Raw genomic sequence first — 26,733 nt, forward strand, 5'->3', positions numbered from 1 at the left:
TCGCTCAAGAGATCGGGAAATGGCTGCTTCCGCCGTCTTCCCAGACAACCATTCTCCAGTTTGGGCTCAAAGCCGTGATCCCGTAAGATTTGCGGATCTTTGGAATTCCAGCCGGTCAGGCCTCGGCTCGATGCGATGCGTTCCGATCGCACGACGTCCTGTTGCCGTGTCCCCAATTCCGCGCCAATATGAGACCCTGAGAAGGAAGAACCGCCATGCGCAAATTTCTCGTGGTCCTCGACGACAGCAGGGAATGCCTCAACGCAATGCGCTTCGCCGCCATGCGCGCGGCCAAGACCAAGGCAGGGGTCGAAATCCTCGCCGTGATCCCGCCGGAAGAATTCAACCACTGGATTGGCGTCGGTGACATCATGCGCGAAGAGGCTCGTGAACGCATTCATGCCCATTTCGAGGTTTTCGCGAAATGGATGCGCGACCGGCAGGGCGTCGACCCCGAGCTTGTCATCCGCGAGGGCGAACCGATCGCCCAGATCATCGCGCAGGTCAGGGAGGATTCCGATATCGGCGTTCTCGTCCTTGGTGCGGGGACCGACAAGAAGGGCCCCGGTCCGCTGGTCACCCAGCTGTCGCGCAGCTCCGGCACGCTGCCCATCCCGGTCACCATCGTGCCCGGCGATCTGAGCAAGGAGCGGCTCGAAGAGATCACCTGAGACGGGTGGAAAGTTTTGTACAATTTGTACAAAGGGCCGTCTGGAGTTGCTGCATTTCGTACAAAAGCGGGGTGTATACAAACCCCGCCCCAATAGTTTAGAACGGTTCCAATCCTTGACTCGGCACCGGCGGATACGCATATCCGCCTAAGGCATTACAGGAAAGCGCGACACATGTTCATTCAGACGGAATCGACCCCGAACCCCGCAACGTTGAAATTCTTGCCCGGGCAGACCGTGCTCGAGGCCGGCACTGCCGATTTCCCGTCTTCCGAAGGCGCAGAGAAGTCGCCACTTGCCGAAAAAATATTTCGTGTTCAGGGTGTTACCGGTGTGTTTTTCGGGAATGACTTTGTCACCGTCACCAAGGAAGACGCCGTCGAATGGGACCATGTAAAGCCCGCCATCCTCGGCGCGATCATGGAGCATTTCCAGTCCGGTCAGCCCGTCATGCTGGGCGAGGCCCAAGCCTCCGGCCATGCGGATCATGACGGTGAGAACTCCGAAATCGTGGGACAAATCAAAGAGTTGCTCGATACTCGCGTACGCCCGGCCGTGGCGCAGGATGGTGGCGACATCACGTTCCACGGGTTCGAGCGGGGCGTTGTTTACCTGCATATGCAAGGCGCCTGCGCGGGATGCCCGTCCTCGACGATCACCCTCAAGATGGGTATCGAGAACCTTCTGCGCCACTATATCCCCGAGGTGACCGAGGTCCGTCCCGTTGGCGTCCTCTGATCAGACGATCCTGGCTTTCGACACATCGGCCGCGCATTGCGCGGCCGCTTTGCTGTGCGGCGGCGGCGTTGTCACCAAGGTCGAGGAAATGGGAAGGGGTCAGGCGGAAAGGCTGATGCCGCTGATCCAGGAACTTCTTGATTCAAAAGGTATAAAGCTCAAGGATCTTACGCGCATCGGGGTCGGGATTGGGCCGGGTAACTTCACCGGCATCCGCATCTCCGTCTCGCTGGCGCGCGGTCTGGCGCTCGGTCTGGGCACCCAAGCGGTGGGGGTCTCGACCTTCGCGGCCCTGCGCCACGCCACCGGTCTGGACGCAGCCGCCGTGCCCGCCCCGCGCGATACCGCCTACCTGCTGGGCCGGGACGGCGCACCGGTGATTGTGCCCGCCGCCGAAGTGCCCGCCAGCACTGCATGGCCCGACACCCCCGCCGCGCTGGTCGCCGCCATCGCTGAACTGGCCGCGCTCGCCCCGCCGGACAGCCCGTCACCCGCGCCGCTTTACGTCCGTCCCGCCGACGCCGCCCCGTCGCGCGAGACCCCACCGAGGATTCTCGATGACGCCTGAGGCGATGGCTGATCTGCATGCCCGCGCCTTTGCGGGGCGGTCCCGAAGCTGGACCGCAGACGAATTTGTGCAGCTTCTTCAGAGCGGGCCGGTCTTTGTGGTCACAGGTGATCAGGCCTTCGCGATGGGCCGCGTCGTGGCCGGTGAAGCCGAACTTCTGACCATCGCACGCGCGCCGGAAAAACGCGGCCAAGGCGTTGGCTCCAAAGTACTTTCCGACTTTGAGGTAGAGGCGTGCAAGCGCGGCGCGGTGCGTCTTTTCCTTGAGGTGGGACAGGACAACACCACCGCGATCCGGCTTTATTCCGGCTCTGGCTACGCCGAGGTTGCGCGCCGCGCGGCCTATTACACGAGGCCAGATGGCGCCCGCGAGGACGCCATCGTGATGGAGAAACGCTCGCTCTGAGGATCAGATCGCGTGGCTGTGGCCGGCGCGGCTCAGGTCATACGTGTCAAAGGACCGCGCGATCATGCGGGTCAGCGGTCGTGCGGCTTCGGGCACGCAAAGCCCGTCCTCGTTTAGGGTCACATGCGCCCCGAAATCTTCGACAACGGGAGCAAGTATCGCTTCGAACTCCGTCCCGCTGAGGCCGAACTGCCCGCAGATCTCAGCCTTATCGATACGGAAGTCGCACATCACGGCCTCGATCAGGCGGCCGCGCAAAAGATCCTGCCCGGCGAAGATATGCCCACGTGCCGTGGCGAAATGCCCCTCACGGATCGCCTTGGTATAGGCCCCCGTCGCCGGTGCGTTTTGCGCATATCCCTGAGGGAATCTTGAGATTGCCGAGGCGCCCAGACCCACGAGAATGTCAGCCGTATCGTCGGTATAGCCCTGGAAATTCCGACGCAGACGGCCCGCGCGCAGGGCCGTGCTCAGGCCGTCTTCGGGTCGTGCGAAATGGTCGATGCCGATCTCGTCATAGCCGTCCCAGCTGAAAAGCCGCCGGGCGGTCTCAAAAAGATCAAGCCGTTCTTCGGGCGTAGGCAGGGCGTCGGACGGGATCAGTTGCTGGCGCTTGGCCATCCACGGGACGTGCGCATATCCGTAAAGGGCGACTCGGTCCGGGGCCAGAGACAAGAGCTTTTGTACGCTTTCGGTGATGCGCGCCTTAGTCTGGTGGGGCAGGCCATAGAGTATGTCGGCGTTGAGGCTGTCGATGCCGCGCGCGCGGATCGCGTCGACCGCGTCGCGAGTGATATCGAAGCCCTGAATGCGTCCGATGGTTTTCTGGATCGCATCGTCGAAATCCTGCACGCCGATCGAGGCGCGCGTCATGCCCGCCTCGGCCAACGCGTCAAGCCGGGCATCGTCGATCTCATTGGGGTCGATCTCCACCGAGAATTCGGTGTCGGGACCGAAAGGCACGGCCGTGCGGATCGCGCCGGACAGATCGCGCATCATCGACGCAGTCAGAAGCGTCGGCGTGCCCCCGCCCCAATGCAGCCGCGACAGCGTGACGCCCTCGGGCAAAGCGCCCGCCAATAGCGCGATCTCGGCCTTCAGCGTCTCGAGATATGCCGCGACCGGCGCCTCGGACTGTGTGCCTTGCGTGCGGCAGGCGCAGAACCAGCAGAGCCTGCGGCAAAAGGGGACGTGGATATAGAGCGAGATCTGACCGCCCGGTGTGATCTGGCCAAGCCAGTCGGTGAAGGCCGTGCTGCCCACGTCCGCCGAGAAATGCGGCGCGGTTGGGTAGCTGGTGTAGCGTGGCAGCTTTGCGTCAAAGAGACCCAAGCGGCCTAGTTGTGCTTTGTTCATCATACGCGTAGCTTGATCACGGGTAAGGGCTCCGCACCTTGACGCAGATCAACATGAGGGCGCATGAGCATCACACTGAAACAGCCGGAGGGCGCAACGCCGCGCGATTGCGGCGAGTGTCCGATCAGGCACCGCGCGGTTTGCGCGCGGTGTGAAGCCGATGAACTCGAAGCGCTTGACCGGATTAAGTATTATCGAAGCTTCGAGGCAGGGCGGACCGTGATCTGGGCCGGCGACCGGATGGATTTCGTGGGCTCTGTGGTGTCCGGTATTGCGACGCTGACCCAAACGATGGAGGACGGACGCCGGCAGATGGTCGGACTGCTCCTACCGAGCGATTTCGTCGGTCGCCCCGGACGCGAGGCCGCGGCCTACGACGTCGTCGCGACCACGGACATGGTGATGTGTTGTTTTCGTAAAGCCCCTTTCGAAGAGATGATGCTGCGTACGCCTCATATCTCGCAGCGCTTGCTGGAGATGACGCTGGACGAGCTTGATGCGGCGCGGGAATGGATGCTGGTACTCGGTCGCAAGACCGCGCGCGAGAAGATCGCGAGCCTGTTGTCGATCATCGCACGGCGCGACGCGACCCTCAAGCTTGGCAGCCTTCAGGGTCCGATTGTCTTCGACCTTCCGCTCACGCGCGAAGCGATGGCCGATTATCTCGGTCTCACGCTGGAAACGGTCAGCCGTCAGATCTCGGCGCTACGCAAGGACGGGGTGATCTCTCTGGAAGGAAAGCGGCACGTCACCATCCCCGATTTCCACCGCTTGCTCGAAGAGGCGGCGGACGACGGGGACGGCGGTTTGTTGACCTAGTAGGCAGGTGTATAACAGCTTTGGCGTCCTGCTGGGGAAGCTTGCAAGATCAATGCGCCATCAGCAACGGCAGCGGGCATTGTTCCAGCATGGCGCGGCTTGCACCGCCGAACACTGCTTCGCGGAACCTTGAATGCCCGTAAGCGCCCATCACGATCATATCGGCATCGGTATCCCGGCTGTGCCGGATCAGGACATCGGCCACGCGTGGCAGGCTTTTTGACAGGATATCGATCTCGACGCGCAGGCCGTGGCGGACCAGAAATTGTGACAGGGCGCCGCCTGGATCTGACCGGCCCGGTTCATGTGCCGGGGGATCCACCACCACGACCTTGACCCTGTCGGCCTCTTTCAGCAGGGGAAGGGCAGCGCGGATCGCGGTCAGGGCTTCCGGGCTTTCGTTCCATGCCACCATGACTTGCCTGGGCGTATGCATGCCCGACATCCCCGCTGGAAGGATGAGGGTGGGCGCGCGTCCTTCGAAGAGGATCGACTCTGTGAGAGGCTCCATCTCAGCTCCGCGACCTTCCCCATACGGCGTGGGCTGGATCGCGGCATCGCAAAAGCGTGCACGGGCCGCGACCACCCGGCCGAGATCGGCCATGTGGGCAACGTGAGGCTCGCAGGACCATGCCAGATCCGGCAGGGCCGACAACGCCTCACGGGCTGCTTTTGCGATGGCCTCGGCCTCCTCGGTGCATTGATCAAGCGTGGACTGCACGGATATCGCGGAGGCGCCGGCGAAATACATATCCGTCGGTGTGCGATTTACCCCAAGGGCCATAACGTCGAGATGCGCGTCGAGACGGGATCCCATCGCCATCGCGGTCTCAAGCGTGGGCTGGACGAGAGCGGGGTCCGACAAAGCGCAGAAAAGACTTTTCCAGGCCATGGGATTTTCCTTTCCGAGATGAAACTTGATGCCACTGTAAACACGGCGTTTGCTTGAACGCATTGATGCGTGTCAAAGTGATTTGACAGGTTTCATGGTCGAAGGTTGCTTGATGCAGATCAATGCGGTCCATGTTGCAGCGCAGCAAAAGGGGCGCAGCTAATCGCGCCTGCAGGCGGTATTCGCGTCGCCTGCAGACAGAGACGAAGGGAACAAGTATGCAGAATTACGTCAAACTGATCGTGCTGGGTTTGATCACGTTCTTTGCGCTGATTTGCGCCAATTACGCGCGCGATCTGGCTTATCTGGTCAATGCGCTGACCATTGCGCTGGTCGCATTCGGTCTTTTCATCTGGGTGTTGCGCCGTACAGACGAACCGGTCTATGCGCCTGACTTATCTGGTGAATATATGGACGGCGTCATCCGGGCGGGCGTGATCGCCACGGCGCTCTGGGGCGTTGTGGGCTTTCTTGCCGGCACTTTCATCGCGTTTCAGCTGGCCTTTCCACAGCTCAATTTCGAGTGGTCGCAGGGCTTTTTGAACTTCGGACGCCTGCGACCGCTTCATACATCGGCTGTGATCTTTGCCTTCGGCGGCAACGCCCTGATCGCTACGTCCTTTTACGTGGTGCAACGCACCACCGCCGCGCGTCTTTGGGGCGGAAACCTGGCGTGGTTCGTATTCTGGGGGTTCCAACTGGTGATCGTTCTGGCGGCGACCGGCTATCTGCTTGGCGCGACGCAGGGCAAGGAATATGCCGAGCCGGAATGGTATGTGGACTGGTGGCTGACCATCGTTTGGCTCGCCTATCTTGCTATCTTCGTCGGCACACTGGTTAAACGGAAAGAGCCGCATATCTACGTGGCCAACTGGTTTTACCTGTCGTTCATTATCACGGTCGCGATGCTGCATGTGTTCAACAACCTCAGCATCCCGGTTAGCGTTTTTGGCTCCAAATCCGTGCAGGTCTTCTCGGGCGTGCAGGATGCCATGACGCAGTGGTGGTACGGCCACAATGCCGTGGGCTTTTTCTTGACCGCCGGCTTCCTCGGCATGATGTACTACTTCGTGCCCAAGCAGGCCGAGCGGCCGGTCTACAGCTACAAGCTGTCGATCATCCACTTCTGGGCGTTGATCTTTATCTATATCTGGGCGGGTCCGCACCACCTGCACTACACCGCTCTCCCGGACTGGGCCTCGACCCTTGGCATGGTGTTCTCGATCGTGCTCTGGATGCCCAGCTGGGGCGGCATGATCAACGGCCTGATGACACTCTCGGGCGCATGGGACAAGCTGCGCACTGATCCGGTGATCCGGATGATGGTCATCTCCATCGGCTTTTACGGAATGTCCACCTTCGAGGGTCCGATGATGTCGATCCGCGCGGTGAACTCTCTGTCGCACTACACCGACTGGACCATCGGGCACGTGCATTCCGGCGCGCTCGGCTGGAACGGCATGATCACCTTTGGCGCGCTCTACTTCCTCGTGCCGAAACTGTGGAACCGCGAGCGGCTCTATAGCCTCAGCATGGTCTCCTGGCACTTCTGGCTCGCCACCATCGGCATCATCCTCTACGCGGCATCCATGTGGGTGACCGGCATCATGGAGGGGCTGATGTGGCGCGAAGTGGATGCCAACGGCTTCCTCGTGAACTCCTTTGCCGACACTGTGGCTGCGAAGTTCCCGATGTATGTCGTGCGGGGTCTGGGCGGCGTGCTCTACATCACCGGCGCAATCATCATGTGCTACAACCTTTACATGACCGTCCGGCGGAGCCCGGCTGTGCAAAGCAGCCATTCCGCGGTCCCGGCCGAATAAGAGAGAGGAGGGACGGACAATGGCAATTCTCGACAAACACGTCATTCTCGAACGCAATGTCACGCTTCTGGCGGTCTTCGCCTTCCTCGTGGTGACGATCGGTGGCCTCGTGCAGATCGCACCGCTCTTCTGGCTGGAGAACACGATCGAGGATGTGGAGGGCATGCGCCCCTACACCCCGCTCGAACTGGCCGGGCGCGACATCTACATCCGCGAAGGATGCTATGTCTGCCACAGCCAGATGGTGCGCCCGATGCGGGACGAGGTGGAACGTTACGGCCACTACAGCCTTGCGGCTGAGAGCCAGTACGACCATCCGTTCCAGTGGGGTTCCAAGCGGACCGGGCCGGATCTGGCGCGCGTCGGCGGGCGTTACTCGGACGAGTGGCATGTCGACCACCTGCGCGACCCGCAATCGGTGGTGCCGGAATCGGTGATGCCCAAATACGGCTATCTCGAGGATCGGCTGATCGACGGGCGCTACGTGGGAGACCTTCTGGGGACGCACAAGCTGGTCGGCGTGCCCTACTCCGAAGAGATGGTGGAGAACGCGCGCGCGGATTTCGCCGCGCAGGCAGATCCCGACAGCGACTATGACGGGCTCATCGAGCGCTACGGCGACAAGGTGCAGGTGCGCAATTTCGACGGCGCGCCGGGCATCTCCGAGGCGGACGCGCTGATTGCTTATCTGCAAATGCTGGGCACGCTGGTGGATTTCTCGACCTTCACGCCCGTGGCCAGCCGGTAAGGGGAGGGCAGACAAATGGAAACCTATTCCCTGCTGCGGCAGTTCGCGGATAGCTGGATGCTTCTGGCGCTCTTCGCCTTCTTTATCGGGGTGGTGATCTGGGTGATGCGACCCGGATCCTCCAAGACCTACGCGGATGTGGCTGATATTCCCTTCCGCAATGAAGATACGCCCGCGAAAGAGCGGCGCAAGACCTCTCAAGAGGATGTGAAAAATGGCTAAGCAACCCAATGACAAGCAGGAAATCGGCACCACCGGGCACGAGTGGGACGGGATCGAGGAACTCAACAACCCTTTGCCGCGCTGGTGGCTGTGGATCTTTTACGCCACCATTCTCTGGGGTCTTTGGTACACCTTGGCCTATCCTGCCTGGCCTATGATTTCGGGCGCAACACAAGGCTACATGGGTTGGTCCACGCGCGAAAACGTGGCGGAGGCCATTGCCGAAGCCGAGGCTGCAAATGCCGAGATCAACGCGCAGCTTGTGGCCGCGGATCTGAGCGCCATACCTGGCGACGATCAGCTTGCGGTCTATGCACGCCAGGCCGGTGAGGCTGTGTTCAACACCTGGTGCGTGCAGTGTCATGGGCGCGAGGGTGGCGGCTTTGTCGGGTATCCCACATTGTCAGATGATGCCTGGCTGTGGGGCGGAACGATGGAGGCTATCCATACGACGATCGCGCATGGCATTCGCAACGACGAAGATCCAGATGCGCGTTGGTCTCAGATGCCGGCCTTTGGTCAGGACGGGCTTTTGTCCGAGGAAGAGGTTGATCAGGTGGTGAACTACGTCATGTCGCTGTCCGGAGAGCCGCAGGACGCGTCCGTGGTCGACGCGGGTGCCGAACTCTTTGCGATTAACTGCGCAGCCTGCCATGGCGAGAATGCGATGGGCATGCAAGAGCAGGGCGCCCCGAATCTGAGCGATGCGATCTGGCTATATGGCGGAAGCTACGACGCGCTTTACGAGACGGTCTGGAATTCGCGGTTCGGCGTCATGCCGCCGTGGAACCAGAGGCTGAGCGAGGCAGAGGTGCGTGCGGTTACGGCCTACGTCCATCAACTTGGCGGGGGCGAGTAACACTGGCAAGAATTCTCGGCCCGGCAGCAACGCCGGACCGGGATGCTGCGCCGGTCCTTCCTTCCTGTTCGCGCGTTTTAAGAAGGACCGGCGTTTTAATTTTCCCACTTTCCGTGAGAACTCAAGATTCTGTTCCGTGTCGCGATTGTTCCAGTGGCTGCCGCGCCACGGCCAGGGCCGCACCGGTTATAGGGTGCAAGCGCCGCACCGAGCCTGAGACGCGCGTTGAGTGGCGCCATGTGCAAATGACACGATCAGAACCTCCGGCGCGCGATCTGGTGCGCTTCGAGTTCGGCGCGGTCGCGGGTCGCGAACCGTTCATCGCCGGACCAGTGGCTTCCCGTGTCCCAGCGGTTGTTCTGGCGGGTGGCGGTGTGGAAGGTACGTGAAAGAATGTTGAACATGTTAGGGCCTTTCCTGAGCTGGTTTCTGACCTGAATATTGCATTCAGAGCGCATTCATGCGACTCAGGAAAAATCAGGAAATGTAAGGAAAACTTACGAAATGGAGTGGCTCGATCTTCCGCCGCTGACTGCGCTTCGCGCGTTCTCCGCGCTTGCCGAGACAGGATCGGCAAGCGCGGCCGGGACGGCCTTGAACGTGAGCCATGCCGCGATAAGCCAACAGATCAAGGCGCTCGAAGCGCATATGGACGTGGCTCTGGTCCGACGTGGTGGGCGGCGGCTGGAATTGACGGCTGAGGGGGCGCAGTTGGCAGAGGCGCTGAAGCTTGGCTTTGGGTCCATCGCGCGCTGCATCGAGCAACTTACCGGTGCCGACGCCAGTCGCCCGCTGCAAATCTCGACGACGCCGGGTTTTGCGGCGCAGTGGTTGATGCCGCGTCTGCTTGATTTCCGACAGCGCCATCCGGATGTCGATGTAATGATCAACCCGACGCCGGAGAACGTCGTGCTCGAGCCTGGCGGCATCGACATCGCGATCCGCCACGGCAGCGGGCATTGGTCGGGACTCGAGGCGGAGCTTTTATTCGAAAGCCCCCTAGTGGTCGTCGCCGCGCCAAGCCTTGTCGGCCAGCGACAGGTCAGCCGTCCAGAGGACCTTCTGGATCTTCCATGGCTACAGGAATACGGCACGACGGAATCGACCAACTGGTTGAAGCGCAAGGGCCTGGCCGATGCTCGCGTTGCCGGTATCACCCAGGTGCCCGGGAACTTGCTGCTTGAGGGAGTGCGACAGGGGCAGGGCGTATCTTTGACTGTGCGCCAATGGGTCGACGACGATATCGCTGCAGGTCGACTGCGACTCTTGTTCGAGGAAGCCGAAACGGCTGGGTACTACGTCGTGTACCGGCCAGGTATCCTGCGCCAGCCCGCTAAGGCATTTGCCGCTTGGCTGCGCCGGCAAGCGAAAGAAGCCGCCGCCGCATAGCGGCGTTGCGTCACGTTTGCTGTTGATACAGGTCAAAGTTCTGGACGCGTCCGCGTGAAAAAAGCACCCTAGCGAACAGAACCGTTTATCGGAGTTTTTGCCCGTGCCCGCAGATCAGCCAGAGGCGCCGCCTAGCCTTTACGCCGCTCGAGAGCCAATCTTTCCCAAGCGCGTCAGCGGCAACTTTCGTAACCTGAAGTGGGGTCTCATGGCCGTCACGCTTGGGATCTATTATCTGACGCCGTGGATCCGCTGGGACCGAGGACCAAACCTGCCGGACCAGGCGGTACTTGTGGACATGGCGAACCGCCGGTTCTTCTTCTTTTGGATCGAGATATGGCCGCACGAGTTCTATTTCGTTGCCGGCCTTCTGGTGATGGCGGGCCTCGGACTTTTCCTGTTCACGTCCGCGCTTGGCCGTGTCTGGTGCGGCTACGCATGCCCACAAACCGTCTGGACCGATCTTTTCATTCTCGTAGAGCGATGGATCGAAGGCGACCGCAATGCCCGTTTGCGCCTTCATCGGCAAAAGAAGTGGGATTTCAGAAAAGTTCGGCTGCGGCTAACCAAATGGCTTGTTTGGCTCATCATTGCGATTGCGACAGGCGGGGCGTGGGTGTTCTATTTCACAGATGCCCCGACGCTTTTGAGCGATCTGTTCACTCTAGATGCGCATCCCATCGCCTATACGACTATCGCCATTCTGACAGGCACCACCTTTTTCTTCGGTGGCTTCGCGCGTGAACAGATCTGTATTTATGCCTGTCCTTGGCCCCGAATCCAGGCCGCGATGATGGACGAGGATACGCTGACTGTCGGCTATCGGTATTGGCGGGGCGAGCCACGCGGAAAAGGTAATGTGCGGCGCCGGAACAGCAAAGAAGCAATGGCGGCCGAGGCGGCTTCTCATGCAGCCGGTCCCACGGCCGGAGGCAGTTATGCCCGCACGCCCATGCCGAATGAAAATACGGACCTTGTCGCCCCAGAGGATACGTCAGAGACGGCCTATGGAGACTGCATTGATTGCCTGGCTTGCGTGAATGTCTGTCCCATGGGGATCGATATCCGCGATGGTCAACAGCTGGAATGCATTACCTGCGCGCTGTGCATCGACGCCTGCGATGATATAATGGCCAAGGTCGGGAAGCCGCGTGGTCTTATCGATTACATGGCGCTGACCGACGAGATCCGCGAACGGGAGGGTAAGCCGCCCAAGCCGATCATGAGCCATATCCTGCGTCCACGCACGATCATGTACACGGCGCTGTGGTCGCTGGTGGGCGTCGGTCTGGTCTTTGCGCTGTTCATTCGTCCGGAGGTCGACATCACAGTCGCACCTGTTCGCAACCCGACCTACGTAACTCTGTCGGACGGCTCTATCCGAAACACCTATGAGGTTCGCCTGCGCAACAAGCAGGGCGAGGCGCGGCCGTATCGGATTTCCGTGACCGGCGATCCTGCCGTGCGTGCACAGCTTGAAGGCACACCCTATCAAACCGTGGAGGTGCCTGCCGATACAACGCATCTTCAACGCGTCTACCTGATCGCACCGCCGGGATCCGTTCCGGCGCAATCCGAACGGATCGATGTCCGACTCTGGGTGGAAGACATCTCGAATGGCGACCGGGCTTACAAGGACACGATTTTCAACGGAAAGGCGAATTGATGGCGGAGCGAGAGATCACGGGAAAGCACGTCCTGATCGGCTTCGTGGCTGCGTTTGGCGTGATTGTCGCGGTTAATCTCGCCTTAGCAGTATCGGCGGTGAAGACCTTTCCGGGCCTCGAAGTCAAGAATTCCTATGTGGCGAGTCAGACTTTTGACGATCGTCGTGAGGCGCAGGAGGCCTTGGGCTGGACGGTGTCAGCCCACCACAAGGACGGGGTTTTGAAACTCTCGATCCGTGACGCGGCCGGACGCGCCGTTCAAGCGGCACAGCTGGCCGCCACGGTGGGTCGCGCGACACACGTCAAGGATGACGTCACGCCAGAATTTCGTTTCGATGGGGTGAATTACAGCGCGCCCGTGCCCTTGGGCGACGGGAACTGGAATATCCGGATGCGTGCGCTTGCCCAGGACGGGACGGAGTTTCGCCAGCGTGTCGTCTTGATAAAGGAGTAGAGGTCGATGACGGTTGCGATGCGCCCCTCTGCCTGCCCGGCATGTGCCGCCGCCCCGGCCGCCGAAGAGATTGCCGTACGGGGCAAGGTCGCGCCGGGGCAGATCGCGCTTTCGTTGCCGGGTATTCATTGCGCGGCCTGTATCTCCAAGATCGAGAATGGGCTGGCGCGGCACGAGGGCGTGCGGCGCGCGCGCGTCAACCTGACTCTCAAGCGCGTTCAGATCGACGCCGCGCAGGAGGTGACCGTCGCGGACCTGATCGCCGCCGTGGAGGTGCTCGGCTATGAGGCGCACGAGCTTGATGCGGGCAGCCTGAACATAGCCGGCGCGGACCGCGCAGGTCGCGAGCTTCTGATGCGGCTGGCGATTGCGGGCTTTGCGATGATGAACGTGATGCTGCTTTCTGTGTCGGTCTGGTCAGGGGCAGAGGACGCAACCCGCGATCTGTTCCACTGGATCTCAGCGGCTATCGCCTTGCCCGCGATCGCCTTCTCCGGTCAGCCGTTCTTTCGCAACGCGTGGGCCGCGCTGCGGCAGGGGCGGCTGAACATGGATGTGCCAATCTCGTTGGCGATCCTGCTGGCCGTCGTTACATCGCTTTGGGAAACGGCGCTGTCGGGCCACCATGCGTATTTCGACGCCGCCATCGCGTTGACGTTTTTTCTTCTGGCAGGACGTTACCTTGATCACCGTACGCGTGCCGTCGCGCGTTCCGCCGCGCAAGAGCTGACCGCGCTTGAGGTGCCTCGCGCCACGGTGTTGCGAGACGGAGACGAGACCGAAGTGGGCGTCGCGGACTTGCGCGTGGGCGACCTGGTACGGGTCCGTCCTGGGGGGCGGATGCCCGTTGACGGTGAGATCATAGAGGGTCGGTCCGAGATCGACCGCTCACTTTTGACGGGGGAAACGCTGCCTGTCTTCGCCGAACCGGGCCAGGCCGTAAGCGCCGGCGAGGTTAATCTTTCCGGGCCACTGACCCTGAGGGCGAGCGCTGTCGGGCAGGATACCTCGCTGCATCGCATGGCCGATCTGGTTGCGATCGCGGAATCCGGTCGGTCGCGCTATACCTCGCTTGCCGACAAGGCGGCCAAGCTTTACGCGCCGGGCGTCCACATCCTTTCGGCTTTGGCGTTTCTGGGATGGTATCTCTATACTTTTGACATGCGCACCGCGCTCAATATCGCGGCTGCGGTCCTCATTATTACCTGTCCATGTGCCCTTGGGCTCGCTGTACCGGCCGTGACGACAGCGGCCAGCGGGCGACTGTTTCGGCGCGGTATGCTTATCAAGCACGAAACCGCGCTGGAGCGTCTGGCCGAGGTTGATACTGTGGTGTTCGACAAGACCGGAACCCTGACCGCAGGCGCGCCGGAACTGACCAATCTTGACGCTTTATCGCGCCGGGACCTCGGGATCGCCCGCGCGCTTGCCGAGGGATCCGCGCATCCGCTGGCGCAGGCGATCCTGCGTGTAACGCGCGCCGCAGACGTCGCACCGGCAGAGGTTGCGAATCTGTGCGAAGTACCGGGTTTTGGCACCGAAGGCGTGTTTGATGGACGTCCGGTCCGATTGGGTCGTGCGGCGTGGGTCGGGGCCGAGGGGCTGCCGCAGACGGCCAGTTTTCTGAAAGTCGGCGATGCCGCGCCAGTGGCATTCGTTTTCGCCGACGCGCTGCGCAACGGGGCAGAGGACGCGGTGCGCGCGCTGCGGGAGAGTGGCCGTAATGTGATCGTGATGTCGGGCGACGCGGCCCCTGCGGTTTCCGCTCTGGCGACACGCCTCGGCGTGACAGACTGGATCGCCGAAGCGCTACCCGGGGACAAGGTGGCGCGGATAGAAGCGCTTCAGCGGGACGGGCACCGCGTACTCATGATCGGGGACGGGTTGAACGATACCGCTGCGCTCGTCGCGGCTCATGTATCGATCTCACCGGCGTCCGCGCTGGATGCCGCGCGGGCGGCCAGCGACATCGTCCTTCTGGGCGGTGACCTGTCACCGGTACCTTTGGCATGCGACACGGCGCAAAAGGCAACGCGACGGATTCGGGAAAACTTCCGCATCGCCACGCTTTACAACGTGATCGCGGTCCCCTTGGCGGTGGCCGGATTAGCCACGCCCTTGATCGCCGCCTTGGCGATGTCGGCAAGTTCGGTTACCGTCTCCCTTAACGCCTTGCGACTGAGGTAACAAACGATGACGATGTTGGCCTATCTCATCCCGATTTCGCTTGTTCTCGGCGGGTTCGGGCTTGGTTTTTTCATCTGGACAGTGAAAACCAACCAGTATGATGATCCCGATGGCGATGCCCGCCGTATTCTGAGTGGAGACTACGACGACCGTCCAAAGACTTGAGTCAGGTACACACGCGTGCGGTGCAATCTTCAGCAGGCTGCAATTGGATTCGGGAGTTTGAGGGGCTATGCCCCTCATCAATAAAAACCCGTTTGGCGCAGCAACGCTTTCGGATCAGGCTCCGCCACCCGGCTCTATCATGAAACAGGTGACTTGCTTGGCCTGCAGTCGGCGACAGGCCAGATCCGCCGTTTCACGTGTCATTCCCATGAAATTGGCGTCGAAGCCTGTGGGCCGCTTGATGACCTTGCGCAGGCTGCCGTCGAGCGTTTCCATTTCGTTGAGCGCCGTTTTAAGCAAAACCTTGCGCGCTTTGTACTGGCTGGGATAACGGCCGACGTTGATGCCCCAATGCCGTCCGCCCGACGTTGAGATGCGATTGACCACCTGCTGTACAGGATCGCCTGCGGGTTCGACCCGCGGACTGGGGGCCGTGCTGCCCATCGCGCGGGCGCTGGTGAGAACAAGGTCTTCCGGACGTGCTTTGGGTGTCACCGCTGCCACCTCAGGCGTTGCTGCTGTTGGTTCGGTTGCCGCGGCAAGCGCTTTCTCGATATCCGCTTTGCTGGCGACCAGAACCGGCGCCGGAGTCTCGTGGCCGGGACGCAGCTTTGGTCGCAGGCTTGATCGGACAGCGGCGGCGGAGGCAAGGCGCACGGTCTTCCCGTAGGCCCCGTCCGGCGCCTTTCCGGATTTCGCAACAACAATCGGGGCAGTGGTACCTGATTTGCCAAGATAGGGCGGCTTCACGGGTTGACGCACCGCGACCCGCGAAGGCGCCCGATTGAATCCGAGGTCCAGCAATTCGGCGACCTTGGCATTTCGCGATGCCGTCGAACGGCCGCCAAAGACAGTGGCGATAATCCGTTCGCCGCCGCGCTCCGCCGAGGCTGTCAGATTAAAGCCCGCTGCTCGCGTGTAACCGGTCTTGATACCGTCAGCGCCGCGGTAGCTGCCAAGAAGCTTGCGGTTCGTGTGGTAGACCTTGCGGACACCTGCATCGGCCGTGATGCGGGAAAAAAGATTGTAGTACTCGGGGTAGTCGTAAAACAGGTGGCGACCGAGAATGGTCATGTCGCGCGCGGTCGAAAGATGACCCGCTTCGGTCAACCCATGCGCATTCTTGAAGGTGGTGCGGGTCATGCCAAGCGCCTTGGCGGTGCGGTTCATCCTGCGGGCAAAAGCCGCCTCGGATCCTTCGATCGCCTCTGCAAGTGCCGTGGCCGCATCATTTGCCGATTTAACGGCGGCTGCGCGGATGAGATAGCGCAGACGGATGCTTTGCCCGGCTTTAAGCCCCAGTTTCGACGGCGGCTCGGAGGCCGCGTGTCGCGAGATCTTCACCTTGGTGTCCAAGTCAATCTCGCCGTGCTCGACCGCTTCGAAAACAATGTAAAGCGTCATCATCTTGGTCAGCGATGCCGGGTGCAGTCGCGTATCCGCGTTTCGCGAGTGAAGGACCTCGCCCGATCGGGCGTCCATCACCAGGGCTGCATAAGGGGCCGCTGCCGCGCTCAATGGCACGATCACCAGCATCCAGATCGTCGCCAAAGCGACGAGACCCCACCTGATGGGGTGTCGGTTCCGAGCCTTCATGGAACTGCTCTTTCTCTGCCTCGTTCGCCGCCGGTTTTCCGACTGGCTTGATTTATAGAACAACACTACCACAGGGCCCGATATCGATAAAGTCCGAATTTTACGCAATTTTCCGGCGCTTCGAGGTCTTGTGGGATCACATGTAGTGGCCAGTGCAGGACCGTGCGCAAGACCTGCCAATGTGGCAGGAATGTGGCGACGAGTATGCACCGGGCTGGGGCCCCTTGAAGTTGCCGGGCGCGGCTTCACTTCTTTGTCTGATGACACATGACGGCAAGGAGGTTGGCCGATGCTAGGGCGAAGTTTCGGCATCATCGGACTCGGCAATTTCGGAAGCACGATCGCAACCGATCTCGAGCGGTTCGGTGATTACGTGATCGGTATCGATATCGACAAGCAACGCGTGAGTCGCCATGTCGATCAACTGAGCCAAGCCCTGATTGTTGACGCCACCGACGAGGAGGCTTTGCGCGAGGCCGGGGTTGGAGAATGCGATGTGGCGCTCGTGGCCATCGGTGAAGATCTCGAAGCGAGCTTGCTCGCCGCAGTCAACTGCAAGCTCGTCGGTGCGGGGGAAGTTTGGGCCAAAGCGTTCAGCCGTACACATCACCGCATCCTGTCGCGCATCGGTGTAGATCGGGTGATCCATCCCGAGGTGGAGATCGGACAGCGCATCGCACAGGTCCTGCACAACCCGCTTGTGCGCGACTACGTGAGCCTGGGAAACGGATATCACGTCGTGCGGTTCCGCATGCCGGAATCCCTGGAGGGCAAAGCATTGTCCGAACTTGCCCACACGGAAGAACACGAACTGCGGTGTGTCGGCGTGATGCGCGGGACCGAGTTTATAGGGCGCGACGGAATGGATTGCGAACTGGCTGCCGATGACTTGCTCTTGTTGCTTGGCAAGCGTGACGATCTGCGGGACTTCGCGGCAAAGCTCTGAAATGGCGGGACGCACCTACATGAAAATCGGCTCGTCACGCCTGCGCCTGTCACCACCCGCCGTGCTCGCGCTGCTTTATGTGTCCATGATCCTGGCGGGTGCCTTCCTTTTATGGCTGCCCATGTCGCAAACCGGTGCGATGCGCTTCGCCGATGCGCTTTTCACCGCGACCTCTGCGGTCACCGTGACCGGACTGGTGGTGGTCGATACAGGGGCGGACTTTACGGTACTGGGACAGGGGATCATTGCCGCTCTGATCCAGTTCGGTGGCTTGGGACTTATGGTTTTTGCCGTTCTGGTCCTATCTGCATTCGGTATTCCGCTCGGTATGCCGCACAAGGTGATGTTGCGAGAAGACCTCAATCAAGCGACCGTCAGCGATCTGGGCAAGCTCGTACGGCTGATCCTGCTGGTGGCGTTAGCCTGCGAAGCGGTCGGAGCCGTGATTCTCGCTTTTGTATTCATTCCAGAGTTCGGCTGGGCCCATGGAAGTTGGAGCGCGGTCTTCCACGCGATCTCGGCTTTCAACAATGCAGGGTTTTCGCTTTATCCCGATAGCCTGTCGGCGTGGGTGGCGCATCCGGTGGTCAACCTCGTCGTGCCTCTCATGTTCATCCTCGGCGGACTGGGCTTCATCGTGGTGGGCGACGTGTATCAGAAACGGCGCTGGCGCACGCTGACGCTTCATTCCAAGCTGATGATATTCGGGACGTTTCTACTGATCGTGATCGGAACCGCCCTTTTCGGCGTTCTGGAATGGCACAATCCCGTGACATTGGGTGGGCTGGAAGACACGGGCGCCCGGCTTTGGGCAAGCTGGTTTCAGGGCGTGACACCGCGAACGGCGGGTTTCAACACGATCGACACGTCCGGCATGGGAGAAGCGGCGTCGCTCATGACCATGGTCCTGATGGTGGTCGGCGGCGGATCGACATCGACCGCGGGCGGCGTGAAGGTGACGACGCTGATCGTGATGATCCTTGCCACCATCGCCTTTTTCCGGCGTCAGCCGACTTTGCACGTTTTCGGGCGTTCTTTGGGGCTTGAAGAGGTGCTCAAGGTTATGGCGCTGGGGACCATAAGTGTGGTCGTGATGTTTACGGGTTTGTTCGTGATGTCGCTCACGCAGGAAGGGCCGTTTCTCGACACCTGTTTCGAGGTTGTATCGGCTTTTGGCACAGTGGGCCTGTCGCGTGGCCAGACAGGCGAGCTTGACGGTTTGGGCCGGGCCGTGATCATGGTGATCATGTTCTTGGGCCGCGTCGGTCCGCTCTCTTTGGGCTTTTTCCTTGCGGCGCGTACCGCGCCCCGCGTGCGATACCCCGAGGCGAAAGTTTACCTTGGCTAAGAAATACCCCGGGCGCGTGAACGCCCGGGGTTCATTGGTACTCACACTCAGTGCAGATCAGTTCAGCGCGGCATCCGTAATGTCGTGGGTCCAGGCAGAGTCCCCGGGATGTTCGGTGATCACCGGATCCGACCCGCCAGAAAGAAGTGACTCAACCGTGCGCTCGAAATCTGCCGGGTCAAGCGCGCCGTTCGAACCTGCCGTCAGCTTGGCGATCTCGCCCATCATGCGGATCTGGTGCTCTTCGGTCTGCGCGCCGGTTGCATCGTTATCGAGCACGATCATCGCGGCCTCTTCCGGGTTCTCCTCGGCCCATTTCCAGCCCTTCATCGAGGCGCGCACAAACCGGGTCATCTTGTCGACAAAGGCCGCGTCTTCGAGGTTTTCCTCCAGCACGTAGAGGCCGTCCTCCAACGTGGCGACACCCTGATCCTCGTATTTGAAGACAACGAGGTCATCCGGGCTTAGACCTGCGTCGATCACTTGCCAGTACTCGTTGTAGGTCATAGTCGAAATGCAGGCGGCTTGCTCTTGCAAAAGGGGATCGACGTTGAAGCCCTGTTTGAGAACGGTCACGCCGCCGTCGCTGCCATCGGTGGGAATGCCCAGTTGACTCATCCAGCTCAGGAACGGGTACTCATTTCCGAAAAACCAAACCCCCAAGGTCTTGCCCGGAAAATCCTCAGGCGTTTCGACGCCGGCATCCTTGCGGCAGGTGAGCATCATGCCAGAGGATTTGAAGGGTTGCGCGATATTCACAAGTGGAAGGCCTTTTTCGCGCGAGGCGAGAGCGGACGGCATCCAGTCGATAACCACATCCGCGCCGCCCCCGGCGATTACCTGTGCCGGGGCAATGTCCGGGCCGCCGGGCTTGATCGTCACATCCAGGTTTTCTTCTTCGTAAAAGCCCTGGTCCTGTGCCACGTAGTAGCCCGCGAACTGGGCCTGCGTGACCCATTTAAGCTGAAGCGTGACCTCGTCGGCGGCCTGGCCAAGGCCCCCCCAGAGGGTTGCGGCCGTAAGAGCCGCGGCAGTGGTGAGATGTTTCATGGCAGTCTCCCTTGGTTGGTTTTCTTTGGTTCATATACGGCTCCGTTGCGACGGATGCCAAAAGGTGATACGGCGCTCGATCAAGGCGACGAGCCCGTAAAAGCCAGAGCCCGCAAGCGCGGCGACCACGATCTCAGCCCAGACCAGATCGAGGGCGAGCTGCCCCACAGAGGTGGAAATCCGAAAGCCCATACCCTTGACGGGCGAGCCAAAGAATTCGGCCACGATGGCGCCGATAAGCGCCAGCGTCGTGGCAATCTTTAGCCCGTTGAAGATGAAGGGCATTGCGGCAGGCAGGCGGAGTTTGAGCAGAGTGGTCATGTATCCGGCCGCATAAGTGCGCATCAGATCGCGCTGCATCGCATCGGCTTCGGCCAATCCCTGCACGGTGTTCACCAGCATGGGAAAGAAGACCATCACAACGACCACGGCCGCCTTCGATTGCCAGTCGAAGCCGAACCACATGACCAGGATCGGGGCCATACCGATAATTGGTAGCGCCGCCACGAAATTTCCCACGGGCAACAGGCCGCGTTGGAGGAAAGGCGAACGGTCGATAGCGATAGCAGTCAGGAAAGCTGCGCCGCACCCGATGATATATCCGGTCAGTGCACCCTTGAGGGCCGTCTGCACAAAGTCTTCCCACAGGATCGCGGTCGAGGTGGCGAAGCGAGCGGCAATCTGGCTGGGCGGCGGCAACAGCACGGGTGAGATGCCGAGGCCGCGTACGAGGCATTCCCAGATGGCAATGACCGTCAGACCGAAAATGATCGGCACGGCCAAGCGCGTTGCGGTCGTACGTGGGCGGTGCGCAAGGAGGTGATTGATCCACCACCCGAGTGCCCAAAACAAGAGCCCTGCCGCAAGCCATGCCATCACGCCATCCCCATCCGTCTGAGCGTCAGCCTCTGCAAGACTCCGATGAGCCCAACAAGCAAAGCGGCGAGGGTTGCGGCCATCAACAACGCCGACCAGATTTGAATTGTTTGACCGTAGTAGCTTCCGGCCAGCAGGCGCGCGCCAAGCCCGGCGACGGCGCCAGTCGGCAATTCCCCGACGATTGCGCCCACGAGACTAGCCGCCATCGCGATCTTGAGAGAGGTAAAGAAATACGGCATCGACGAGGGCAGCCGCAGCCGCCAAAAGGTCTGGGACGGGCTGGCGTTCCAAGTGCGCATTTGATCAAGCTGCATGGCCGAGGGGCTGCGCAGGCCTTTCACCATCCCCACCACGACAGGGAAGAACGACAGGTACATCGAGATCATCGCCTTGGGCAGTAGCCCCGAGATACCCACGGCATTGAGTACGACGATGATCATTGGCGCAATTGCGAGGATCGGAATGGTTTGGCTCGCGATCACCCAAGGCATTACGGACATGTCCATCGTACGGTTGTAGACAATCCCGATGGCGAGGGCGACTCCGAGCGCCGTTCCCAGAAGAAAGCCGAGTGCGGTCGAAGAAAAGGTAATCCAGCTATGGTAGATCAGTGAGCGCTTGGAAAAGGCGCGTCCATTGAGAGCCATTTCGCCGGTCGTTTTCCAGATCTCTGCCGCGACCTGATGCGGGGCGGGCAGCTTAGGCTTGTCCTGGCTCCATGTGTCGGTGACAAGTTCCGAGATGGACAACGTTCTTTCGGCTCGCTCCGCTTTGTCATAGGCCCATGCCGCGTTGAGCCAGACGGCGGCGGCGTACCACAACGCAAAGATCGCGACGACCACCGTGAGGATGGGCAGAACGCGTTTCATGAAAGAACCCGCATCATGGTTTCGCTTGTGCCACCCTGTTCACGTGTCATCGCCGTGCCCCGAACGAAGTCCTTCGCGGACGCGATGCGCCACGTCGAGAAACGCTTGTGTGTCGCGAATATCGAGAGGTCGCTCCTTTGGCAGTGGGCTTTCGATCACATCCGTGATCCGGCCTGGCCGCGGCGACATTACGACGATCTTGGTGGACAGATAGACCGCTTCGGGGATCGAGTGGGTAACGAAGCAGATCGTCTTCTCCGTACGGGCCCATAGTTCCAGAAGCTGTTCGTTCAGGTGGTCGCGCACGATTTCGTCCAAGGCGCCGAAGGGTTCGTCCATCAGCAAAATGTCGGCGTCAAAAGCAAGGGCGCGTGCGATGGAGGCGCGTTGCTGCATGCCCCCTGAAAGCTGCCAGGGGAATTTCTTTTCGAAACCTGATAAATCCACCAGATCCAGAACGCGGCGCACGCGGTCTGCCTGCTCGGCTTTGTCGTAGCCCATGATTTCCAGCGGAAGCCTGATATTGCCGCCAATTGTGCGCCAAGGGTAAAGTCCTGCCGCCTGAAAGACATAACCGTAGGCGCGTGCGCGGCGGGCTTCCTCGGGCGTAACGGCATTGACGGTCATCGAGCCACCAGTGGGATGCTCTAGATCAGCCATGCAGCGTAGGAAGGTGGTCTTTCCACAGCCCGATGGACCGATGAAGGACACAAAATCCCCCTTCTCGATGTCGAGCGAAACGTTCTTGAGTGCATGCACGGGTCCATCCCCGGTCTGAAACGTCAAAGACAGGTCGCGGGCCGAGATGACAGCGGGTGTCGGGGCGTTGGTCTGTATCGTGGTCATGCGTTCCAGTTCTGGGTGGAGGGCAGAAAACCTGCGCACCGACCGGGCCCGAGCGCGCCGCCGGTGTCAAGCCGGATGCTCGCAAAACCCAAGGTCAAAAGATGCCTTGCGATTATTTCGCAGGCATAGTGTCCGTTTGGGTCTAGTTGCATGGACGCAGTTCTTCGATGCGGCCGTCGTCGAGGGTCAGGGTTACCCCGTCTCCGTCGGCGGTGCGGGTGATGCCAAAGACCTTCTTGCGGCTGTCCTTCTCGCCGGGACAGGTTGCCATTAGTGTATTTGTCTGGATTGCCGTAATCATGCAGATATTGCCGTAGAGGTTCAGATGTCCGGCGATGATCGCCATCTCGCGCTCTTTCTCCACGCTTTCACCTGTGTTGATTTTCGTACAGCCTTCGGGGTTGCCAAGGCTAAGGCCAAGCTGCGCAGACGCCGGGCCTGCGCAGAAGAGCAAAAAACCAATCAGCAATTGGCGCATCTCAGATGCCCGCCGGAATGTTGAGCGGGTCGCGTTTGATCATCTTCGGCGCATTCAGTTCCTTCCACCTAGACAACGCAGTGTGCGCCGAGGGGAAGGCAGGGCGCGGCACGAAGCGGCCTCGACCGGGCTGGGGCTGCGAGTTCTGCCCCCAGGCCCAGATCACCTCGCCGCGCGACAGGGTGTAACGCGCGTTGGCCGTGACCTCGAAGCCCTCGAAGACGTTGTAATCGAGGATCGAGTGGTGGTTCGACGCGGAGATCGTCTTGGTGATCTTCGGATCCCAGACAACGATATCGGCATCCGCGCCTTCCACGAGCGCACCCTTTTTGGGATAGATGTTGAGGATCTTGGCGACGTTGGTCGAGGTCACGGCAACGAACTCCTGCGGGGTCAGCCGCCCGGTTTCTACCCCATGGGTCCATAGCACCGGCATGCGTTCCTCCAGCCCGTTGGAGCCATTGGGAATGATCCGGAAATCCTCGCGTCCGCGCCGCTTCTGCTCGGTGGAAAACGCTGCGTGATCGGTTGCCACGACCTGCAACGATCCCGCCTGGAGCCCGGCCCAGAGGCTGTCCTGATGGGATTTGTCGCGGAAGGGTGGCGACATCACGCGGCGCGCGGCATGATCCCAGTCCTTGTTGAAATACTCGCTTTCATCTAGCGTCAGGAATTGCGCCAGAGGCTCGCCATAGACGCGCATCCCCTTCTGCCGTGCCCGCCGGATCGCCTCATGCGCCTGCTCGCAGGACACGTGCACGATATAAAGCGGTACTCCGGCTGTGTCGGCGATGGTGATGGCGCGGTTCGCGGCCTCGCCCTCCAACTCTGGCGGACGGGAATAGGCGTGCCCCTCCGGCCCGGTGATGCCCTGGTTGAAATACTTCTCCTGCAGTTCCGCCACGAGATCGCCGTTCTCGGCATGGACCATCGGCAGCGCGCCCAGTTCGGCGCAGCGCTTGAACGAGGCGAACATCTCGTCATCCTCGATCATCAGGGCGCCCTTGTAGGCCATGAAGTGCTTGAACGAATTGACGCCCATATCGACGGCGTCCTTCATCTCATTGAAGATCGTCTCGTTCCAGCCCGTGACGGCCATGTGGTAGCCGATATCGGCACAGATCTGCGGCGCGGACTTCCGGTGCCATTCATTGATTGCGTTCTTAATCGAGCCGTCCTCGCCGGGAAGACAGAAATCCACCAACATCGTTGTGCCGCCGCAGGCCGCCGCCCATGTGCCGGTCTCGAAGGTTTCCGCCGCCGTGGTGCCCATGAAGGGCATTTCGAGATGTGTATGCGGGTCAATGCCGCCAGGGATCACATAGGCGCCTTCCGCATCGATATACTCGTCGCCTTTCAGATCCTCGCCGATCTGTTTGATGGTTTCGCCCTCGATCAAGACATCGGTTTTCCACGCGCGGTCGGCGGTGCAGACGGTGCCGTTCTTGATGACTTTGGTGGTCATGATAGGTCTCCCTGCTTGTCTTCGGGTCGCGTTTTCATCGTTTTGAAAATACGCGCCGATCTGGTGGGCTGGTTCTCAATCACTCGACGATCTCCGCCGTTTCGACCACCGCGTGCATCAGCACATCCGCGCCCGCCGTCGCCCATTCCTTGGAAATCTCCTCGGCCTCGTTATGCGACAGGCCATCGACGCAGGGGCACATCACCATGGCCGTCGGTGCCACGCGGTTGATCCAGCACGCATCGTGCCCTGCGCCCGAGACGATGTTCATGTGGCTATAGCCCAGCCGTTCAGCCGCGTTGCGCACTGCGGTCACGCAGCTTTCGTCGAATTCGACGGGGTCAAAGCCGCCGGCCACCTCGAAAGCCACTTCAAGCCCCATGTCGTCGCAAATCGCCTGAGCTGCGGTCTTCATGCGGGTGACCATATCTTCGATCACTGCTTTGTCTGGCGAGCGGAAATCAATTGTAAAGACTGCCTTGCCAGGGATCACGTTGCGTGAATTGGGATAGACGTCGATATGCCCCGCGGCTCCTACCGCGTGGGGCGCGTGCGACCAGGCGATTTCTTCGACTTTTTCCAAAACCCGCGCCATGGCAAGGCCTGCGTTCTTGCGCATCGGCATTGGAGTGGAGCCTGTATGGCTGTCCTTGCCGGTGATGGTCACCTGCGTCCAGCTCAGGCCCTGACCATGTGTGACGACCCCGATATCTTTACCCTCGGCTTCAAGGATCGGGCCTTGTTCGATGTGAAGCTCGAAGAAGGCGTGCATCTTGCGGTCACCAACAGGTTCTTCACCGCGCCAGCCTATGCGGTCCAACTCGTCACCGAATTTCTTGCCCGCCGCGTCCTCGCGCGCCTCCGCCCAGGCCTGATCGTGGATGCCCGCAAACACGCCCGACGCCAGCATCGCGGGCGCAAACCGTGTGCCCTCCTCGTTGGTCCAGTTTGTCACCACGATCGGATGCTTCGTCTTGATTCCCAGATCGTTGAGCGTACGGATCAGTTCGAGTCCGCCAAGAACGCCAAGCACGCCGTCGTATTTTCCGCCGGTGGGCTGGGTATCCAGATGGCTGCCCACATAAACCGGAAGCGCGTCGGGGTCGGTGCCCTCGCGGCGGGCGAACATGTTGCCCATGGTATCAAGGCCCATCGTCAGACCGGCCACTTCGCACCAGGATTGAAACAGCGCGCGCCCCTCGGCATCCTCATCTGTCAGAGTCTGGCGGTTATTGCCGCCCGCCACGCCAGGGCCGATCTTGGCCATTTCCATCAGGCTATCCCAAAGCCGGTCGCCGTTGATCTTGAGGTTTTCGCCGGGTGCGGCCATGGCATCCCCCTGTCTGAGCGTCGGTTCGGACCAAGCCTGCCGCATGCGCCTGCTTTGCGCAAATTGTACAGCTTTTCCCGCACCTTTTTTACCAAATGGTAAAAGTACGATTGCGAAGCGGGCCGGAACTGTCAAGCGCTCGTGCGGAGCGGGCTTTCGCTTATGGTCAGCGCCGGGCAGATGGTGCTAAGCTTTTGAGCATATGACGGAAGGGCGAGCATGGCGCAAATCGGGACAGATGAGGTGGAGACCAAGCCAAGCCGCATCCAGTTGCGTAATCGACGCAAGATCCTGGACGCCGCACTCGAAGTTTTTTCCGCGCATGGATTCCGGGGCGCAACCCTCGATCAGATTGCAAGGGCGGCGGGCCTGTCCAAGCCCAATATCCTGTATTACTTCGCCGGCAAGGAAGAAATCCACGTGACGCTTTTGACCGCTCTCATGGACACGTGGCTTGCCCCGATGCGCGAGATCGATCCAGATGGTGAGCCTCTGGAAGAGTTGTTGCGCTATGTGAAGCGCAAGCTGGAAATGAGCCGCGCCTATCCGAGAGAAAGCCGGCTATTTGCCAATGAGATCCTGCAGGGCGCACCGATGATTGGTGAGGGTCTCAAGGCAGACCTCAAGCCGTTGGTCGACCGTACAGCGCAGTTGATCGAACGATGGGCATCCGAGGGCCGCCTGAAGCCGGTGGATGGTCGACACCTAATTTTCTCGATCTGGGCGACGACTCAGCATTACGCGGATTTCGATGCGCAGGTACAGGTTTTGATGTCTGGCCGAGACGTACACGGCGATGCGGTGAGCTTTCTCGATACGCTTTACCGGCGAATGCTTGCGGTGTGAAAGCCCTCAGGCGACATCGGAAAACCACTAAAAATCTAGATACTTCGCGCTCGTTTCAGACCGCGTCATTTGATACTGTACCTATGGATGCGGGCTCTGGATCGTGAGATCCTCAG

28 protein-coding genes are annotated in these 26,733 nt (G+C 60.7%); 17 read left to right on the plus strand and 11 right to left on the minus strand.

What is annotated here, in order from left to right:
- Positions 1–215 precede the first annotated feature (215 nt).
- The 4 genes from EZV60_RS08175 (at position 216) to EZV60_RS08190 (ending at position 2,383) form a co-directional block, all read left to right on the plus strand.
- On the plus strand, positions 216–671 hold the full coding sequence (locus EZV60_RS08175; protein WP_135504192.1) for a universal stress protein: 456 nt from the start codon (positions 216–218) through the stop codon (positions 669–671).
- A 174-nt stretch (positions 672–845) separates the two neighbouring features.
- Positions 846–1,409, plus strand: coding sequence for a NifU family protein (locus tag EZV60_RS08180; RefSeq protein WP_135504194.1), 564 nt, complete (start codon positions 846–848; stop codon positions 1,407–1,409).
- Positions 1,396–1,977, plus strand: a complete 582-nt coding sequence (gene tsaB, locus EZV60_RS08185; protein ID WP_135504196.1) for a tRNA (adenosine(37)-N6)-threonylcarbamoyltransferase complex dimerization subunit type 1 TsaB — start codon at positions 1,396–1,398, stop codon at positions 1,975–1,977. The genes EZV60_RS08180 and tsaB overlap by 14 nt, the downstream gene beginning before the upstream one ends.
- Complete coding sequence (locus tag EZV60_RS08190; protein WP_135504198.1) at positions 1,967–2,383, plus strand: GNAT family N-acetyltransferase; 417 nt, start codon at positions 1,967–1,969, stop codon at positions 2,381–2,383. The genes tsaB and EZV60_RS08190 overlap by 11 nt, the downstream gene beginning before the upstream one ends.
- Positions 2,384–2,386: 3 nt before the next feature.
- On the opposite strand, the gene hemN is transcribed toward EZV60_RS08190, so the two are convergent.
- On the minus strand, positions 2,387–3,742 hold the full coding sequence (hemN, locus tag EZV60_RS08195) for an oxygen-independent coproporphyrinogen III oxidase (RefSeq protein ID WP_135504200.1): 1,356 nt from the start codon (positions 3,740–3,742) through the stop codon (positions 2,387–2,389).
- 60 nt (positions 3,743–3,802) lie between these two features.
- Here hemN and fnrL point away from each other — a divergent pair, with 60 nt between their 5' ends.
- Positions 3,803–4,558, plus strand: coding sequence for a transcriptional regulator FnrL (gene fnrL / locus EZV60_RS08200; RefSeq protein ID WP_135504202.1), 756 nt, complete (start codon positions 3,803–3,805; stop codon positions 4,556–4,558).
- Positions 4,559–4,607: 49 nt separating this feature from the next.
- On the opposite strand, the gene EZV60_RS08205 is transcribed toward fnrL, so the two are convergent.
- Positions 4,608–5,450, minus strand: coding sequence for a universal stress protein (locus tag EZV60_RS08205; RefSeq protein WP_135504207.1), 843 nt, complete (start codon positions 5,448–5,450; stop codon positions 4,608–4,610).
- A gap of 218 nt (positions 5,451–5,668) precedes the next feature.
- On the opposite strand from EZV60_RS08205, the gene ccoN reads away from it, so the two are divergent.
- The 4 genes from ccoN to ccoP are packed head-to-tail and all read left to right on the plus strand — an operon-like array spanning position 5,669 to position 9,102.
- On the plus strand, positions 5,669–7,273 hold the full coding sequence (ccoN, locus tag EZV60_RS08210) for a cytochrome-c oxidase, cbb3-type subunit I (RefSeq protein ID WP_135504210.1): 1,605 nt from the start codon (positions 5,669–5,671) through the stop codon (positions 7,271–7,273).
- A gap of 19 nt (positions 7,274–7,292) precedes the next feature.
- A complete protein-coding gene (gene ccoO, locus EZV60_RS08215) occupies positions 7,293–8,021 on the plus strand; it encodes a cytochrome-c oxidase, cbb3-type subunit II (protein WP_135504213.1) in 729 nt (242 codons plus the stop codon).
- 15 nt (positions 8,022–8,036) lie between these two features.
- Positions 8,037–8,243, plus strand: a complete 207-nt coding sequence (locus tag EZV60_RS08220; RefSeq protein ID WP_135504215.1) for a cbb3-type cytochrome c oxidase subunit 3 — start codon at positions 8,037–8,039, stop codon at positions 8,241–8,243.
- Positions 8,236–9,102, plus strand: a complete 867-nt coding sequence (ccoP, locus tag EZV60_RS08225; protein WP_135504217.1) for a cytochrome-c oxidase, cbb3-type subunit III — start codon at positions 8,236–8,238, stop codon at positions 9,100–9,102. The genes EZV60_RS08220 and ccoP overlap by 8 nt, the downstream gene beginning before the upstream one ends.
- Before the next feature lie 254 nt (positions 9,103–9,356).
- On the opposite strand, the gene EZV60_RS19060 is transcribed toward ccoP, so the two are convergent.
- The gene (locus EZV60_RS19060; RefSeq protein ID WP_167853483.1) at positions 9,357–9,506 is read right to left on the minus strand and encodes a hypothetical protein; all 150 of its coding nucleotides are present in this window, start codon (positions 9,504–9,506) and stop codon (positions 9,357–9,359) included.
- A 100-nt stretch (positions 9,507–9,606) separates the two neighbouring features.
- Between EZV60_RS19060 and EZV60_RS08230 the strand changes: the two genes are divergently transcribed.
- The 5 genes from EZV60_RS08230 to ccoS all read left to right on the plus strand — a co-directional run bounded on the left by EZV60_RS08230 (position 9,607) and on the right by ccoS (position 14,964).
- A complete protein-coding gene (locus EZV60_RS08230; protein ID WP_135504219.1) occupies positions 9,607–10,491 on the plus strand; it encodes a LysR family transcriptional regulator in 885 nt (294 codons plus the stop codon).
- 97 nt (positions 10,492–10,588) lie between these two features.
- Positions 10,589–12,157: an RdxA/RdxB/FixG family protein gene (locus tag EZV60_RS08235; protein WP_425353559.1), complete on the plus strand. Its 1,569-nt coding sequence runs from the start codon at positions 10,589–10,591 to the stop codon at positions 12,155–12,157.
- Entirely contained in the window at positions 12,157–12,612 is a 456-nt protein-coding gene (locus EZV60_RS08240) for a FixH family protein (protein WP_210115073.1), read from the plus strand. Before EZV60_RS08235 ends, EZV60_RS08240 begins: the two co-directional genes overlap by 1 nt.
- 6 nt (positions 12,613–12,618) lie before the next feature.
- The gene (locus EZV60_RS08245) at positions 12,619–14,799 is read left to right on the plus strand and encodes a heavy metal translocating P-type ATPase (RefSeq protein ID WP_135504226.1); all 2,181 of its coding nucleotides are present in this window, start codon (positions 12,619–12,621) and stop codon (positions 14,797–14,799) included.
- 6 nt (positions 14,800–14,805) lie between these two features.
- A complete protein-coding gene (ccoS, locus tag EZV60_RS08250; protein WP_135504228.1) occupies positions 14,806–14,964 on the plus strand; it encodes a cbb3-type cytochrome oxidase assembly protein CcoS in 159 nt (52 codons plus the stop codon).
- A 114-nt stretch (positions 14,965–15,078) separates the two neighbouring features.
- Here the strand turns inward: ccoS and EZV60_RS08255 are convergent, their stop codons facing one another.
- Positions 15,079–16,560: a D-alanyl-D-alanine carboxypeptidase family protein gene (locus tag EZV60_RS08255; RefSeq protein WP_167853491.1), complete on the minus strand. Its 1,482-nt coding sequence runs from the start codon at positions 16,558–16,560 to the stop codon at positions 15,079–15,081.
- Positions 16,561–16,849: 289 nt separating this feature from the next.
- Between EZV60_RS08255 and EZV60_RS08260 the strand changes: the two genes are divergently transcribed.
- Together EZV60_RS08260 and EZV60_RS08265 are read left to right on the plus strand one after the other, a co-directional pair.
- A complete protein-coding gene (locus EZV60_RS08260; protein ID WP_135504230.1) occupies positions 16,850–17,506 on the plus strand; it encodes a potassium channel family protein in 657 nt (218 codons plus the stop codon).
- A 1-nt stretch (position 17,507) separates the two neighbouring features.
- Positions 17,508–18,854, plus strand: a complete 1,347-nt coding sequence (locus EZV60_RS08265) for a TrkH family potassium uptake protein (protein ID WP_135504232.1) — start codon at positions 17,508–17,510, stop codon at positions 18,852–18,854.
- A gap of 57 nt (positions 18,855–18,911) precedes the next feature.
- Here the strand turns inward: EZV60_RS08265 and EZV60_RS08270 are convergent, their stop codons facing one another.
- The 7 genes from EZV60_RS08270 to EZV60_RS08300 all read right to left on the minus strand — a co-directional run bounded on the left by EZV60_RS08270 (position 18,912) and on the right by EZV60_RS08300 (position 25,771).
- Entirely contained in the window at positions 18,912–19,904 is a 993-nt protein-coding gene (locus EZV60_RS08270) for an ABC transporter substrate-binding protein (protein WP_135504234.1), read from the minus strand.
- 30 nt (positions 19,905–19,934) lie between these two features.
- Positions 19,935–20,780: an ABC transporter permease gene (locus EZV60_RS08275; protein ID WP_135504237.1), complete on the minus strand. Its 846-nt coding sequence runs from the start codon at positions 20,778–20,780 to the stop codon at positions 19,935–19,937.
- Positions 20,780–21,652 (minus strand): ABC transporter permease, encoded by an 873-nt coding sequence (locus EZV60_RS08280; RefSeq protein WP_135504239.1) that lies wholly within the window; start codon positions 21,650–21,652, stop codon positions 20,780–20,782. Before EZV60_RS08280 ends, EZV60_RS08275 begins: the two co-directional genes overlap by 1 nt.
- 39 nt (positions 21,653–21,691) lie before the next feature.
- Complete coding sequence (locus EZV60_RS08285; RefSeq protein WP_135504241.1) at positions 21,692–22,498, minus strand: ABC transporter ATP-binding protein; 807 nt, start codon at positions 22,496–22,498, stop codon at positions 21,692–21,694.
- 142 nt (positions 22,499–22,640) lie between these two features.
- A complete protein-coding gene (locus EZV60_RS08290; protein WP_135504243.1) occupies positions 22,641–22,976 on the minus strand; it encodes a hypothetical protein in 336 nt (111 codons plus the stop codon).
- 1 nt (position 22,977) lies between these two features.
- Positions 22,978–24,441, minus strand: coding sequence for a dihydropyrimidinase (gene hydA, locus EZV60_RS08295; protein WP_135504245.1), 1,464 nt, complete (start codon positions 24,439–24,441; stop codon positions 22,978–22,980).
- Between the two features lie 79 nt (positions 24,442–24,520).
- Positions 24,521–25,771, minus strand: a complete 1,251-nt coding sequence (locus tag EZV60_RS08300; RefSeq protein WP_135504247.1) for a Zn-dependent hydrolase — start codon at positions 25,769–25,771, stop codon at positions 24,521–24,523.
- A gap of 219 nt (positions 25,772–25,990) precedes the next feature.
- On the opposite strand from EZV60_RS08300, the gene EZV60_RS08305 reads away from it, so the two are divergent.
- Positions 25,991–26,617 (plus strand): TetR family transcriptional regulator C-terminal domain-containing protein, encoded by a 627-nt coding sequence (locus EZV60_RS08305; RefSeq protein ID WP_135504249.1) that lies wholly within the window; start codon positions 25,991–25,993, stop codon positions 26,615–26,617.
- Positions 26,618–26,733: the final 116 nt, after the last annotated feature.

Source organism: Roseovarius aestuariivivens, assembly GCF_004761875.1.
GTDB classification, from domain to species: Bacteria; Pseudomonadota; Alphaproteobacteria; order Rhodobacterales; family Rhodobacteraceae; genus Roseovarius; species Roseovarius aestuariivivens.

Bases quoted from the DNA above. Each gene is read 5' to 3' on its own strand.
- EZV60_RS08265 (WP_135504232.1), top strand. From the start codon at position 17,508: ATGGCGGGACGCACCTACATGAAAATCGGCTCGTCACGCCTGCGCCTG.
- hemN (WP_135504200.1), bottom strand. From the start codon at position 3,742: ATGATGAACAAAGCACAACTAGGCCGCTTGGGTCTCTTTGACGCAAAG.
- ccoS (WP_135504228.1), top strand. From the start codon at position 14,806: ATGACGATGTTGGCCTATCTCATCCCGATTTCGCTTGTTCTCGGCGGG.
- EZV60_RS08220 (WP_135504215.1), top strand. From the start codon at position 8,037: ATGGAAACCTATTCCCTGCTGCGGCAGTTCGCGGATAGCTGGATGCTT.
- EZV60_RS08255 (WP_167853491.1), bottom strand. From the start codon at position 16,560: ATGAAGGCTCGGAACCGACACCCCATCAGGTGGGGTCTCGTCGCTTTG.
- EZV60_RS08300 (WP_135504247.1), bottom strand. From the start codon at position 25,771: ATGGCCGCACCCGGCGAAAACCTCAAGATCAACGGCGACCGGCTTTGG.
- EZV60_RS08285 (WP_135504241.1), bottom strand. From the start codon at position 22,498: ATGACCACGATACAGACCAACGCCCCGACACCCGCTGTCATCTCGGCC.
- EZV60_RS08190 (WP_135504198.1), top strand. From the start codon at position 1,967: ATGACGCCTGAGGCGATGGCTGATCTGCATGCCCGCGCCTTTGCGGGG.
- EZV60_RS08205 (WP_135504207.1), bottom strand. From the start codon at position 5,450: ATGGCCTGGAAAAGTCTTTTCTGCGCTTTGTCGGACCCCGCTCTCGTC.
- EZV60_RS19060 (WP_167853483.1), bottom strand. From the start codon at position 9,506: ATGTTCAACATTCTTTCACGTACCTTCCACACCGCCACCCGCCAGAAC.
- EZV60_RS08230 (WP_135504219.1), top strand. From the start codon at position 9,607: ATGGAGTGGCTCGATCTTCCGCCGCTGACTGCGCTTCGCGCGTTCTCC.
- EZV60_RS08245 (WP_135504226.1), top strand. From the start codon at position 12,619: ATGACGGTTGCGATGCGCCCCTCTGCCTGCCCGGCATGTGCCGCCGCC.
- EZV60_RS08260 (WP_135504230.1), top strand. From the start codon at position 16,850: ATGCTAGGGCGAAGTTTCGGCATCATCGGACTCGGCAATTTCGGAAGC.
- EZV60_RS08305 (WP_135504249.1), top strand. From the start codon at position 25,991: ATGGCGCAAATCGGGACAGATGAGGTGGAGACCAAGCCAAGCCGCATC.
- EZV60_RS08280 (WP_135504239.1), bottom strand. From the start codon at position 21,652: ATGAAACGCGTTCTGCCCATCCTCACGGTGGTCGTCGCGATCTTTGCG.
- EZV60_RS08275 (WP_135504237.1), bottom strand. From the start codon at position 20,780: ATGGCATGGCTTGCGGCAGGGCTCTTGTTTTGGGCACTCGGGTGGTGG.
- ccoN (WP_135504210.1), top strand. From the start codon at position 5,669: ATGCAGAATTACGTCAAACTGATCGTGCTGGGTTTGATCACGTTCTTT.
- EZV60_RS08270 (WP_135504234.1), bottom strand. From the start codon at position 19,904: ATGAAACATCTCACCACTGCCGCGGCTCTTACGGCCGCAACCCTCTGG.
- EZV60_RS08240 (WP_210115073.1), top strand. From the start codon at position 12,157: ATGGCGGAGCGAGAGATCACGGGAAAGCACGTCCTGATCGGCTTCGTG.
- EZV60_RS08180 (WP_135504194.1), top strand. From the start codon at position 846: ATGTTCATTCAGACGGAATCGACCCCGAACCCCGCAACGTTGAAATTC.
- ccoP (WP_135504217.1), top strand. From the start codon at position 8,236: ATGGCTAAGCAACCCAATGACAAGCAGGAAATCGGCACCACCGGGCAC.
- fnrL (WP_135504202.1), top strand. From the start codon at position 3,803: ATGAGCATCACACTGAAACAGCCGGAGGGCGCAACGCCGCGCGATTGC.
- ccoO (WP_135504213.1), top strand. From the start codon at position 7,293: ATGGCAATTCTCGACAAACACGTCATTCTCGAACGCAATGTCACGCTT.
- EZV60_RS08290 (WP_135504243.1), bottom strand. From the start codon at position 22,976: ATGCGCCAATTGCTGATTGGTTTTTTGCTCTTCTGCGCAGGCCCGGCG.
- hydA (WP_135504245.1), bottom strand. From the start codon at position 24,441: ATGACCACCAAAGTCATCAAGAACGGCACCGTCTGCACCGCCGACCGC.
- EZV60_RS08175 (WP_135504192.1), top strand. From the start codon at position 216: ATGCGCAAATTTCTCGTGGTCCTCGACGACAGCAGGGAATGCCTCAAC.